Origin of the sequence: Bacteroides faecium, assembly GCF_012113595.1 — a bacterium.
Lineage (GTDB): Bacteria > Bacteroidota > Bacteroidia > Bacteroidales > Bacteroidaceae > Bacteroides > Bacteroides faecium.
In genome coordinates this window covers 4,892,761-4,905,555 of record NZ_CP050831.1, presented here as the reverse complement: position 1 = coordinate 4,905,555, position 12,795 = coordinate 4,892,761, and the positions used below count along the sequence as shown (strand labels likewise).

Here is a 12,795-nt window from a genome sequence, read left to right as displayed (position 1 = left end):
TCCATTATTTTTATGTAAGCCTTGCCTGTGTCATAAGGCTTTTAATTTTGCTCCCAAAAGTACGCCATATAATTAACGATTGCAACTAATTTTTATTAAAAAACTATGCGAAATCTTTAGATTAAGGTACTTTCATACGCTTTTGCACATCCATAACATTTCACCCGACCAATACAGTGTTTGTATGGCCGGGTGAATGGATTATTATTACTTATTCTTTGGTAAGTTCCGGTATTTTAATTGTTGTACCGTATGGCACATTATTGGGATTCTTGATTACGCCCGGATTATGTTTCACAATATATGGCCACATAGCTTTTGTGCCATAGAACTGCAAAGAAACTCTTGTCAAAGTTTCACCCTCTTTGATTGTATATTTAGTTTTGGTTCCTGTAATCTTATAAGATGCCGAATCCAAATAAGCAGAAGCTGAAGGTTGTTGTTGCACAACTTTATTTTCAGTTTTTGGTGGGGTGATCACCTCTTCCTTTTTAGCAACTGGCTGTGGAGTAACAACTGCTTTAGGTATATCAGGCGTTATTTCTTTAATTGTATCCTTATGCTCAATTGTATCAGAGAGTTGCGCTTCCGGTTGAACAGGCTGGGTTGTTACAGGTGGCATATCAAGAGCATTTTTGTCGGATGAAGAAGAAAATAAATCCGGATAATAAATGAATAGAACGACACCGCCGCATAACAGCAAAACAAGGATAATGACAGCAATCAAGTAAGGCACTGGTGACTTTTCTTTCGCCGAATTTTTCTTCTTGGAACTCGAAGAAGCGATAGGCTGTGCTGGCTTGACAGGATTTACATTTTCCTCTTTAGCCGGTATTATAGGAATTTCAGGCTTCAGATTTGCTTTCAGAAGTTCTTTCTCTATAATCTCTTCGGCAGTGAAGCCTTCTTTTTCTTTTATAGGAGTTGGCTGTTGTTCAATGATAGATGTTTCTTTGACAACTTCCTCTTCTTTGGGCTGTTCTATCGGTTCCTGTACAACTACGTGGGCGATTTCATCTGCAATCTGCTCTTTGATAGTCGTTTCTTCAGATTGTTCGGTTACTTGTTCTTCCTGTACAGCTTCCTCTTCCGAAAGATTCTCACTCTCATTAACAGCTTCATTTACTTCTACTACAGTAGAGCTATAATCAATCTCTTGAACTTCTTCTTTCTCATTTGCCGGTGTCTGTACAGGAATTTCTTCTCCTATTTCTTCTTCTTCCGTTTCTTCTACCGGAGTATCTTCTAAAATTGTATTTTCATTTAGAACGACAGTCTCAAAATGCGCAAAAGGCTTGTTGATAATATCTCTTAGACTAGCATCCGGAGAAAAGGAAACTTTTGTATGACCTTTTATCTGAAAACGTTCTCCTGTGTTGACATTGACACTTTCCCTACTATCTACATCAATAAGTTTGAAAGTTCCCAATCCTTTGATTTTTACAGTATTCTCGCTTTCCAAGGCTTGTTCTATCAGGAGAAAAAACTCTTTTACGAACGCCTCGGCATCCTTCTTGGTCATGCTATGTTTGGCAGCCAATAAGTCAGTAAGATCTTGAATTGTTAGTCTTTCATTCATAACGGGGAATATTTATTTAAACTTATCTTTCAGTGTATTGCTAGGTCTATAAGATAATACCAATTTGGGAGGAACCAGCATACGCTGTTTACTCGCCGGATTTATAGAAATGCGCTCCGCTTTCTTCTTTACTTCGAAAGAACCAAATCCCTGGACCGCAATCATATTACCTTCCTCCAGTTCTTGCGTCATGCTGGACAGCAAAGAGCTTATTAATTCGGAAGTATCTTTGATGGTATATCCCAATCTTTCTGCCAGTTCAGATGTAAATTCCTTATTATTCATAGTCATCTATTATCTTTGCATATAAATCAAAATCATCTGCATCTATCACTTCTACCTGATAGAACTGCCCGATTTTAAGTTCTTTTTCTGAGCGATTAATCAACACTTCCGGATCCACCTCCGGCGAATCGAATTCTGTTCGCCCAATATAATAATCTCCCTCTAGTCGGTCGACGATAACTTTCATTTGTCTACCAACCTTTTCGGCACTTAATTCAGCAGAGATTCCCTGCTGAATATCCATCAGTTCATCAAGTCTGGCTTGTTTTACCTCTTGTGGGATAGAGTCTTCATATGCTTCTGCTGCATAAGTCCCCTCTTCTTCTGAATAAGTAAAAGCCCCCATTCTATCAAAACGTACTTTTCGCACAAATTCTTTCAGGTCCTCAAAGTCCTCTTCGGTTTCCCCCGGATGTCCCACCATTAGCGTCGTTCGCAGATGAATACCAGGTACTTCTTTGCGGAATTGCTCAATCAGTCTATAAGTATCTTCTTTGGTAACTTGTCGGCGCATCAATTTCAACATATTGTCGCTGATATGCTGAAGTGCAATATCCATATATTTACATACATTATCGCGTTCGCGCATTACCCGGAATAAATCAGTCGGAAAGTGTGCAGGGTATGCATAATGCAGACGAATCCACTCCACTCCCGGAATATCAGAAATACGTTCAATCAATTCAGGAAGCATTTGTTTCTTATACCGGTCGATGCCATAATAAGTCAATTCCTGTGCAATCACTTGAAACTCTTTCACTCCTTGAGATACCAAATACCGAACTTCATCCAGAATTTCTTCTATAGGTTTGGATATATGACGCCCCGTAATTATCGGAATGGCACAATAGGAACATTTGCGATCACACCCTTCTGAAATTTTCAGATAAGCATAATGCTTGGGAGTAGTCAATGTCCGCTCAATGTACAACTCGTCGTGGTATGTTTTCCCTAAATCCTGCAATAACTCTTTCCAGTTGAATTTGCCGTAGAATTTATCCACCTGAGGTATTTCAATCGCCAATTCTTTAAGATAGCGTTCAGAGAGACAACCCATTACGAAAAGTTTCTTCAGTTCACCTTCTTCTTTCCTTTCGGCAAATTCCAGAATCATATTGATAGATTCCTCTTTGGCGTCACCGATAAAACCACATGTATTGATAACGGCTATCTCTCCTTGAGGTTCTTCTGTATCATGAGTTACGCTGTATCCGACTTCTTCCAACTGACGCATCAATTGTTCCGAGTCAACCAGGTTTTTAGAACACCCTAAGGTGATTATATCAATTCTTTTTCTTTTCATGCATTCTCACCAAACAAGGAATCTACAAATTCGTTTTTACGGAATACTTGTAAGTCCTCCATACCCTCGCCTAATCCAATGTATTTTACGGGAATTTTGAACTGATCGGAAATACCAATCACTACACCACCCTTGGCCGTACCATCCAGTTTTGTGATAGCCATAGCAGTTACTTCTGTTGCCAATGTAAATTGCTTGGCCTGCTCAAAGGCATTCTGTCCGGTAGAACCATCCAATACCAGCAAAACTTCGTCCGGTGCATCAGGCACCACTTTTTTCATTACATTCTTTATCTTTGTCAGCTCATTCATCAAGCCAACTTTATTATGAAGACGCCCCGCTGTGTCAATAATAACGATATCAGCATTGTTGGCAACAGCAGAACTAAGAGTATCATATGCCACAGAAGCAGGATCAGCCCCCATTTTCTGTTTGATAACCGGCACACCTACCCGTTCTCCCCAAATCATAAGCTGCTCTACTGCAGCAGCACGGAATGTATCAGCAGCTCCTAAATAAACGGATTTACCCGCCTTTTTAAATTGATAAGCCAGTTTGCCGATCGTCGTGGTCTTACCCACTCCATTCACTCCCACCACCATAATCACATACGGCTTTCTTTCGATGGTTACGTCGAAATCGGCTACATCATCCGAATTGTTTTCGGTCAGCAAGGCGGCTATTTCGTCGCGTAATATATGATTCAGTTCCTGGGTATTCACATATTTATCAGCAGCGGCACGTTTTTCTATGCGCTTGATTATATTTAAAGTGGTTTCCACACCTACATCAGATGTAATAAGCACTTCTTCCAGATTATCCAATACTTCGTCATCTACCTTTGACTTTCCAGCCACGGCACGAGCTATTTTACTAAATACGCTCTCTTTGGTTTTAGATAATCCTTTATCTAAAGTTTCCTTCTTCTCCTTTGAAAAAAAACTAAAAAATCCCATATTTACGGTTGTTTGTATAATACATTATTCTACAAAGATATAACAAAGGATTGAAAAAGTAAAAAAAAGAAGCAATAAAAAATCCTCTCACTGATAAACAATGAGAGGATTTTGAATTTATAGCGTGTATGCTATTTCAATTATTTTTTGAAAAAGTCTTGTACTTTTTCATTAGGAACCATTTGCTCATCAAAAATGTAAGCTCCAGTTTTCGGAGATTTTACCATTTTGATAACCTTGGTATAAGCACGACCTTCTTTAGAACCTTCGTGCAAACTTGCTACTGTTTTCTTTGCCATGGGTTATACTACTTTATTATTTAATTTCCTTGTGTACTGTAACTCTCTTCAGAATCGGGTTGTATTTCTTCAACTCAAGTCTTTCTGTAGTATTCTTTCTATTTTTAGTTGTGATATAACGAGATGTTCCCGGCATTCCACTATCCTTGTGTTCTGTACATTCCAGAATCACCTGTACTCTGTTACCTTTTGCTTTCTTTGCCATTGTAAGTTTTCTCCTCTACGTTTAGCCGATTACTTTAATGCTTTTCCAATCACAAAAACCTTTAGCTACAGCATCAGTAAGCGCAGCATCCAGTCCCTTTTTGTTGATAATACGCAGCCCGTTAGCACAAATGCTAAGGCTGATCCAACAATTCTGTTCTACATAATAGAACTTTTTGTTAAACAAGTTCAAATCAAAGGTTCTTTTAGTTCTTCTCTTTGAGTGTGAAACATTGTTGCCAATCATGGCTTTCTTTCCGGTAATTTGACAAATCTTCGACATTTCTATCTTATTTTTATAGTTTTATATCTATACTTATTTCAAACAGGACGCAAAGTAAGCACTTTTATCCGTATAAAACAAGGATTTCTTAAAATAATTCACTTATAAGCAGCTATTTTTCTTTATTTGAGTAAATCCCGAAGCATTAGTAGCGCATTATTGCCTGCCCTTTCAATATTCATGGCTCTTCCGCGATTCGTTTCCTGCTTGTAAGTATGAATTTCGTTTTTATAACCAGCAGCTATCCAGACAGTCCCCACGGGTTTCTCCGGAGTGCCTCCACCCGGGCCGGCTATTCCCGATGTCGCGACAGCACAGTCAGTTTTCAATGCTTTCATCGCACCTTTTACCATTTCAATTACAGTCTGCTCACTTACAGCGCCATAGCACTCCAATGTCTTGGAAGACACGTTTAAAAGCCCCATTTTTACATCATTGGAATAAGCCACTACACTGCCATAAAAATACTCCGAGCTTCCTGCAACGGATGTTAGCCGTGCAGCAATACTTCCTCCTGTACAACTTTCTGCGGTGGAAACGGTTATTTTTTTCTTTTTCAAGAGTTCACCCACTATGACCTCTAACGGAGTATCTTCCTCACTAAAAATATCGTCGCCTAATATTTCCTCCAGTTTTACTTTTTCACAACTGAGAAGGGCTTTTACTTCTTCTTCTTTTTGTCCGCGTCCGGTTAATCTCAGACGAATAATCCCAAGTTTGGGCAGATATGCTAATTTGATACATTCCGGCAAAGCGCTTTCCCAAGGCTCTAGTTTTTCAGCCAATACCGACTCCGGATAATGCTGTACAAGGAAAGTTTGGTGGATGATTACATCCGTTTGAAACCTTTCGTGCAACTTAGGTAATACGCTTTCGGTCATCACGGCAGTCATTTCCTGTGGAACTCCGGGCATAGAAACGAGCACTTTCCCGTCCTTTTCAAACCAACTGACAGAAGCACTTCCTACAGGATTATTGATTACTGTGCAATCTCTAGGAACCATCGCCTGACTTTTATTCAGCGCATTCATTGGGATTTTCCCCGCTAACACCCGCTTTACATTCTCAAAGACTTCTTCACTGAATATCAGTTCCGTATGGAAGTATTTACAAAGAGTCTGTTTGGTTATATCATCCTTAGTAGGGCCAAGTCCTCCGGTCACTAAAACAATATTTACCCTTTTCATCGCATTATCAATCGCTTCGAGAATCTCTTCCTCCCGATCACGGACTGAAACAATACGAAGTACTTCAATACCTATTTTGTTTAACTCCTGCCCCATCCAGGCGGAGTTAGTATCGATAACCTGCCCTATCAGCAGTTCATCGCCAATGGTTATAATCTCGGCAAACATATTTCCCTGCTTTATATTAATTATATATATTCCCTTATATAATATAGGTACGCGAGAACAATTTATAATGTCACACGAGAATAGGCCGGAAGATCAATAGAGCAGAAATCCTTATCCAGATATTTAAAATACCCGGTAATGGCAATCATTGCTGCATTATCGGTCGTATAGCTAAATTTAGGAATAAATATATTCCAGCCATATTTTTCGGCATGTTCACGGAATGAATTACGCAATCCGTTATTTGCAGAAACACCACCTGCCACGGCTACTTCCTTTATTTTATATTCTTTCGTTGCTTTCCGCAGTTTATCCATTAGAATATCTACGACCGTTGCCTCCAGCGATGCAGCTAAATCTACCTTATGATGTTCGATAAAATCAGGATCATCCTTCATCCAATCACGCAATGAATACAAGAATGATGTTTTCAACCCGCTAAAGCTGTAATCCAAACCTGGAATATGCGGTTTACTGAAAGTAAATGCTTTCGGATTTCCCTGGCGTGCCAATTTGTCAATGATCGGGCCGCCCGGATAACCTAACCCCATTACTTTCGAACATTTATCTATTGCTTCACCTGCTGCATCATCAATCGTTTGCCCAAGAATTTCCATGTCATTATATGCTTTTACCAATATAATTTGGGAATTTCCCCCGGAAACCAATAGACAAAGGAATGGAAATTGAGGTTGCTTATTCTCTTCTCCTTCTGCTTTAATAAAATGTGCTAAAACATGTCCCGTCAAATGATTAACATCAATCAAAGGAATGTTTAAAGAACGGGCAAATCCTTTTGCGAAAGAAACACCGACAAGCAAAGAACCCATTAATCCCGGACCACGGGTGAAAGCCACCGCACTTAATTCTTCTTTGGTAATGCCGGCACGTTTTAATGCTTCGTGTACTACCGGTACGATGTTTTGTTGGTGTGCCCGTGAAGCCAGTTCGGGTACTACTCCACCGTATGCTTCATGTACGGCTTGACTTGATACCACATTTGACAGCAGATAACCATCTTTGATTACGGCTGCCGACGTATCATCACAAGAGGATTCAATTCCTAATATTATTGCACTCATAAGTATTTAAACTATTAAACGGTGCAAAAGTAATCATAAAACTACGATTCATAACGAACTATTTTATATTTTTGTTCGCAAAATAAAAGTAATCGCTTATCAGAACGCTGAAAAAGACTGTACGCTGGGTAGTCGGTATTGTACTGGGAGTATATATCGGGGCTATTATCTTGTTGAATATACCAAGTATTCAGCGAGCAATGAGTTCATTTGTAGCAAAAGAACTTTCTGAAGTTTTGGGAACAAAAGTCATGATCGGCAGAATTAATATCGGATTGCTGAACCGTATTATCATTGACGATGTATTGCTTGACGATCAAAGCGGTCAAGACATGCTCAAAGTCACCCGTCTGTCTGCCAAATTTGATATAATGCCTTTCTTTAAAGGAAAGATTTCCATCAGCAGTGTTCAGCTTTTCGGATTCAATATCAGTCTTCAGAAAGATACGCCGGATTCTCCGCCTAATTTTAAGTTTGTCCTGGATGCTTTTGCGTCTAAGGATACTGTGAAGAAAGAGAGCTCACTTGATTTGCGTATCAATTCGATTTTGATTCGTCGTGGCCGGATGACCTATCATGTGCTTTCGGAAGAGGAAACACCGGGAAAGTTTAATGCTAAACATGTCCAGCTCCAAAATATTATTGCTAATATTTCCTTGAAAGCATTGAGCAAGGACTCCGTGAATTTAGGAATCAAACGATTGAGCCTTGACGAGAAGGCATCGGGATTTTCTTTAAAGAAGTTGAGCCTGAAATTGGTTGCCAATAGTAGACAGACCAATATTGACAATTTTGCTATCGAACTGCCTGAGACTTCCTTAAAAATGGATACCATACATTTGGTATATGACAGCCTGCAAGCTTTCAATCACTTTGCGGAGCAGGTTCGTTTTTCTTTCCGCACACTACCGTCGCAAGTTACGTTAAAAGATATTTCGGCATTTGTACCCGTTTTGTCGCATTTTAAGGAACCGGTAACGTTGGATATGGAAGTAAAAGGTACGGTCGACCAGTTGACTTGCTCGCATTTGGAAATTACAGCAGACGACCGCCAGTTCCGCCTTAGGGGAGATGTGTCGCTTCAAGATTTGTCACACCCACAGGATGCATATGTATATGGCACTCTTTCCGAACTTTCAGCCAATACTCGTGGTGTCGGCTTTTTGGTACGTAATTTGAGCCATAATTATAATGGAGTTCCTCCTATTCTTGAACGTTTGGGTGATGTTAGCTTCCGGGGGGAAATCTCCGGGTATTTCACAGATCTGGTTACATATGGCCAATTGCGTACCAGCCTGGGAAATGTAAAGACCGACTTGAAGTTAAGTACAGATAAGAGTAAGGGACTATTTGCTTACTCCGGTGCAGTGAAAACAGAAGATTTCAAGCTTGGTGAACTATTGGCTAATGAGCAGTTGGGAGAAATCACATTCAATCTTGATGTGCATAGCCGGCACATTACAGACCAGCTTCCGGTTGTTGAATTAAAAGGATTGATTGCCTCTATAGATTATAGCAGATATAGATATGAGAATATAACGCTGGATGGCGAATATAAACGAGGCGGATTTAATGGTAAGATCGCATTGGATGACCCGAATGGTTCCATTTATTTGAATGGAGATGTTAATGTCACTTCCAAGATTCCGACTTTTAATTTTCTTGCAGTAGTTGACAAAGTACGGCCCAATGATTTGAATCTTACTACCAAGTATCCGGACGCAGAATTCTCCCTGAAGCTGAAAGCTAATTTTACAGGTGGATCTGTGGATGAAATGATCGGAGAAATCAATGTAGATAGTCTGAAGTTTACAGCACCGGAAAAAGAATATTTCATGAAAAACATGAATATTCGGGCAACAAAACAGAATAACGAGAATCAGTTAAGGCTGACTTCCGAGTTCCTGACAGCAAGCGTAGAAGGAAAATTCCAATATCACACATTGCCTGCCAGTATTTTGAATATTATGAGGAAATATGTTCCATCCTTGATATTGCCGCCTAAAAAGCCGATTGAAACACATAATAATTTCCTGTTTGATATACATATATATAATACGGATATCTTATCTACTATTTTTGATATTCCACTGACCGTATATACTCATTCTACTTTAAAGGGGTATTTTAATGATCCCATGCAACGTTTGCGTGTGGAAGGGTATTTCCCTCGTTTACAATATAAAAATAACTATATAGAGTCCGGTTTGATTTTATGTGAGAATCCGGCAGATCATATTCGTGCCCGGGTTCGCTTAACCAGTTTGAAGAAGAAAGGAGCAGTGAATCTTTCCTTGGATGCACAGGCGAAAAATGATAATGTCAGTACGACATTAAACTGGGGAAATAGCGCAGCGGTAACTTATAGCGGACAATTGGCTGCCGTGGCCAAGTTTTTACGTACCGAAGGGGAAAAGCCATTATTGAAGGCGATGGTAGATGTGAAGCCTACAGATATTATTTTGAATGATACTCTTTGGCAGATACATCCTTCGCAAGTGGTAGTAGATTCGGGAAAAGTAGATGTGAATAATTTCTATTTTAGCCATCAGGATCGTTATGTACGTATTAACGGACGTCTCTCTGATAATCCCAAAGACACGGTTAAAGTCGATTTGAAGGATATTAATATGGGATATGTATTTGATATTGCAAATATCTCTGATGATGTAAACTTTGAAGGTGATGCTACGGGGACAGCTTACGCAAGTGGTGTGCTGAAAAAGCCTGTGATGAATACCCGTTTATTTGTTAAGAATTTCTCGCTTAACGAAGGACGATTGGGTGACTTGGACATATATGGTGAGTGGGATAATGAAAACAGAGGTATCCGCTTGGATGCATCTATTCAAGACATAGCTTCTGCCCCATCTCGTGTTACAGGCATTATCCATCCATTAAAACCGGAAAGCGGACTTGACTTGAATATCGAAGCTCATGAATTGAATCTGAAGTTTCTTGAACATTACATGAAGTCTATTGCTACTGATATAAAAGGACGAGGAACAGGGAAGGTACATTTCTATGGAAAATTCAAAGGATTGAACCTGGATGGCGCGGTCATGACAGACGCTTCCATGAAGTTTGATATATTGAACACTCATTTTTCCGTTAAGGATACGATCCGCCTTGCCCCTACCGGATTGACATTTAATAATATGTATATTTCCGATATGGCGGGGCATACCGGAAGAATAAATGGATATTTGCATTTCCAGCATTTTAAGAACTTAAACTATCGCTTTGAGATACAAGCTAATAATATGCTTGTGATGAACACGAAGGAATCGACAGATATGCCTTTCTATGGAACGGTATATGGTACTGGCAATGTTTTACTTTCCGGAAATGCTACACAAGGATTGGAAGTTAATGCTGCTATGACCACCAACAGGAATACTGTCTTTACCTATATTAATGGAAGCGTAGCATCTGCCACCAGTAATCAGTTTATAAAGTTTGTGGACAAAACACCCCGTCGCACTATTCAAGACTCCATTCAAATCATCTCTTACTATGACCAAATACAGCAAAAACGTCAGGCAGAGACAGAGGAACAAAAGACGGATATTCGCTTGAACATTCTGGTGGATGCAACGCCTGACGCTACTATGAGAATTATTATGGATCCAGTTGCCGGAGACTATATTAGTGGAAAAGGTACAGGAAATATCCGAACGGAATTCTATAATAAAGGTGACGTGAAGATGTTCGGTAATTATCGAATTACGCAAGGTGTATATAAGTTTAGTTTGCAGGAAGTCATTCGTAAGGATTTTGTAATCAAAGATGGAAGTACAATTACTTTCAATGGTACACCTTTGGATGCTAATATGGATATACAAGCTTCTTATACAGTAAACTCTGCTTCATTGAATGATTTGATACCCGATGCTTCAGCTATTATACAACAGCCTAATGTGCGGGTAAATTGTATCATGAATTTGAGTGGGATGCTGGTACGTCCAACTATAAAATTGGGTATTGATCTTCCCAATGAAAGAGATGAGGTGCAGACATTGGTACGTAACTATATCAGTACGGAAGAACAGATGAATATGCAGATTCTTTATTTGTTAGGTATCGGTAAGTTCTATACAGAAGATGCCCGGAATAATAATCAGAATTCAAATGTAATGTCATCAGTACTTTCTTCTACCCTTTCCGGTCAGCTAAATAATGCACTATCACAAGTTTTTGAAACAAATAACTGGAACATTGGAACAAATTTGAGTACGGGTGATAAAGGTTGGACAGATATGGAAGTAGAAGGCATTTTGTCCGGTCAGCTATTGAATAACAGATTGTTGATTAATGGAAACTTCGGTTACCGGGACAATCCTATGGCGAATACGAACTTTGTAGGAGACTTTGAAGCGGAATGGCTGATTAACCGCTCGGGAGATATTCGTTTAAAAGCGTATAATGAAACGAATGACCGTTATTATACGAAAACGAACCTGACTACACAAGGTGTAGGTATTATGTATAAGAAAGATTTCAATAAATGGAGTGATTTGTTCTTTTGGAATAAGTGGAAGTTGCGCAATAAACGGAAACAGGAAGAAGTTGAAAAGGTGAAACAACAGCAGACAGATAGCATTCAGACAGATGAAACAGCCAAATCGACCATAAAAAGAAAACGGCAGTAGTTATAAACAAGGTTTATTTCTTTTGGGTGACAACCTTGTAGTAGATAAGTATAGATTCTTTTTTAATCTATATTTGTCGCATTATTTAATCCAAAAGATATAACAATGAAAATTATGTATTATTTAGTGGTATTTTATACCATGTTTTTTATGTATTCTTGTTCGAACGATGATACAGAGAGTATTACTCCTACTATTACTGTAACGGACATTGAACGATATAGTGTGGTGATAAATGGAGCAATAACAATGAATGACAATACGGAAGTTGATGAGTGCGGCATTTATTGGAGCCAAACTAATGAGAAGCCGACAGATATGGATAAAAGGGTAATTGCCGAGCAAACAAATGGAAAATTCCAAGTAAAACTAACAAACCTTCAAGGAGGTACTACCTATTACGTAAGGGCTTATGCAAAAAATCGTACTGTTATGGATATTGGAGAGACTATTCAGTTTACTACAACTAAAGGAGTGCCTGACATAAAGGCAACGTTATTGTCTCTCGGAACAGATTGTCGAGTGAAAATTGATATTGGCGGAGGGGATGTAAAAGAAGTCGGTTATTGCAGAATACTTGCAACAGATTACAATAAGAATGTAATTCCGAATATAAAGAACTGTGAAGACAAAATTATAATCGACCATTACAGCAGTTCATTTACTTTTTCCCTTAGCGGTACATATCCTAACAACTATTATGCATGCATTTATATGATAACTTCTGAAGGAATCGGATATAGTGAGAGGATTTATTATCACATACCTTTACGATAATCAATTTGATATAGATGAAA

The 12,795-nt window shown here is 39.0% G+C and carries 11 protein-coding genes; 2 read left to right on the top strand and 9 right to left on the bottom strand.

Annotated elements, in window-relative coordinates:
• Window positions 1–211: 211 nt before the first annotated feature.
• The 9 genes from BacF7301_RS18105 to tsaD all read right to left on the bottom strand — a co-directional run bounded on the left by BacF7301_RS18105 (window position 212) and on the right by tsaD (window position 7,346).
• Window positions 212–1,579, bottom strand: a complete 1,368-nt coding sequence (locus tag BacF7301_RS18105) for an HU family DNA-binding protein (RefSeq protein ID WP_167964992.1) — start codon at window positions 1,577–1,579, stop codon at window positions 212–214.
• Between the two features lie 12 nt (window positions 1,580–1,591).
• Window positions 1,592–1,864: an HU family DNA-binding protein gene (locus BacF7301_RS18100; RefSeq protein ID WP_073346459.1), complete on the bottom strand. Its 273-nt coding sequence runs from the start codon at window positions 1,862–1,864 to the stop codon at window positions 1,592–1,594.
• Window positions 1,857–3,167 (bottom strand): 30S ribosomal protein S12 methylthiotransferase RimO, encoded by a 1,311-nt coding sequence (gene rimO, locus BacF7301_RS18095; protein ID WP_167964991.1) that lies wholly within the window; start codon window positions 3,165–3,167, stop codon window positions 1,857–1,859. Before rimO ends, BacF7301_RS18100 begins: the two co-directional genes overlap by 8 nt.
• Entirely contained in the window at window positions 3,164–4,123 is a 960-nt protein-coding gene (gene ftsY / locus BacF7301_RS18090) for a signal recognition particle-docking protein FtsY (protein WP_022138243.1), read from the bottom strand. Before ftsY ends, rimO begins: the two co-directional genes overlap by 4 nt.
• Window positions 4,124–4,263: 140 nt before the next feature.
• The gene (locus tag BacF7301_RS18085; protein ID WP_005777897.1) at window positions 4,264–4,422 is read right to left on the bottom strand and encodes a DUF4295 domain-containing protein; all 159 of its coding nucleotides are present in this window, start codon (window positions 4,420–4,422) and stop codon (window positions 4,264–4,266) included.
• 16 nt (window positions 4,423–4,438) lie between these two features.
• Window positions 4,439–4,627 carry a 50S ribosomal protein L33 gene (gene rpmG, locus BacF7301_RS18080; RefSeq protein ID WP_002560155.1) on the bottom strand — a complete coding sequence of 63 codons (189 nt, stop codon included), beginning with the start codon at window positions 4,625–4,627 and terminating at the stop codon, window positions 4,439–4,441.
• Window positions 4,628–4,648: 21 nt separating this feature from the next.
• Complete coding sequence (gene rpmB / locus BacF7301_RS18075; RefSeq protein ID WP_167964990.1) at window positions 4,649–4,909, bottom strand: 50S ribosomal protein L28; 261 nt, start codon at window positions 4,907–4,909, stop codon at window positions 4,649–4,651.
• Between the two features lie 122 nt (window positions 4,910–5,031).
• The gene (locus BacF7301_RS18070) at window positions 5,032–6,264 is read right to left on the bottom strand and encodes a competence/damage-inducible protein A (RefSeq protein ID WP_167964988.1); all 1,233 of its coding nucleotides are present in this window, start codon (window positions 6,262–6,264) and stop codon (window positions 5,032–5,034) included.
• Window positions 6,265–6,326: 62 nt separating this feature from the next.
• The gene (tsaD, locus tag BacF7301_RS18065; protein ID WP_167964986.1) at window positions 6,327–7,346 is read right to left on the bottom strand and encodes a tRNA (adenosine(37)-N6)-threonylcarbamoyltransferase complex transferase subunit TsaD; all 1,020 of its coding nucleotides are present in this window, start codon (window positions 7,344–7,346) and stop codon (window positions 6,327–6,329) included.
• Between the two features lie 200 nt (window positions 7,347–7,546).
• Between tsaD and BacF7301_RS18060 the strand changes: the two genes are divergently transcribed.
• Window positions 7,547–11,998, top strand: a complete 4,452-nt coding sequence (locus BacF7301_RS18060; protein ID WP_167964984.1) for a translocation/assembly module TamB domain-containing protein — start codon at window positions 7,547–7,549, stop codon at window positions 11,996–11,998.
• Between the two features lie 105 nt (window positions 11,999–12,103).
• Window positions 12,104–12,775 (top strand): hypothetical protein, encoded by a 672-nt coding sequence (locus tag BacF7301_RS18055; protein ID WP_167964982.1) that lies wholly within the window; start codon window positions 12,104–12,106, stop codon window positions 12,773–12,775.
• Window positions 12,776–12,795: the final 20 nt, after the last annotated feature.

What these genes read in the sequence shown, in the direction of transcription:
- BacF7301_RS18070 (WP_167964988.1), bottom strand. Translation starts at nt 6,264, where the DNA reads ATGTTTGCCGAGATTATAACCATTGGCGATGAACTGCTGATAGGGCAG.
- tsaD (WP_167964986.1), bottom strand. Translation starts at nt 7,346, where the DNA reads ATGAGTGCAATAATATTAGGAATTGAATCCTCTTGTGATGATACGTCG.
- BacF7301_RS18085 (WP_005777897.1), bottom strand. Translation starts at nt 4,422, where the DNA reads ATGGCAAAGAAAACAGTAGCAAGTTTGCACGAAGGTTCTAAAGAAGGT.
- BacF7301_RS18100 (WP_073346459.1), bottom strand. Translation starts at nt 1,864, where the DNA reads ATGAATAATAAGGAATTTACATCTGAACTGGCAGAAAGATTGGGATAT.
- BacF7301_RS18055 (WP_167964982.1), top strand. Translation starts at nt 12,104, where the DNA reads ATGAAAATTATGTATTATTTAGTGGTATTTTATACCATGTTTTTTATG.
- BacF7301_RS18060 (WP_167964984.1), top strand. Translation starts at nt 7,547, where the DNA reads ATGAGTTCATTTGTAGCAAAAGAACTTTCTGAAGTTTTGGGAACAAAA.
- rpmB (WP_167964990.1), bottom strand. Translation starts at nt 4,909, where the DNA reads ATGTCGAAGATTTGTCAAATTACCGGAAAGAAAGCCATGATTGGCAAC.
- ftsY (WP_022138243.1), bottom strand. Translation starts at nt 4,123, where the DNA reads ATGGGATTTTTTAGTTTTTTTTCAAAGGAGAAGAAGGAAACTTTAGAT.
- BacF7301_RS18105 (WP_167964992.1), bottom strand. Translation starts at nt 1,579, where the DNA reads ATGAATGAAAGACTAACAATTCAAGATCTTACTGACTTATTGGCTGCC.
- rpmG (WP_002560155.1), bottom strand. Translation starts at nt 4,627, where the DNA reads ATGGCAAAGAAAGCAAAAGGTAACAGAGTACAGGTGATTCTGGAATGT.
- rimO (WP_167964991.1), bottom strand. Translation starts at nt 3,167, where the DNA reads ATGAAAAGAAAAAGAATTGATATAATCACCTTAGGGTGTTCTAAAAAC.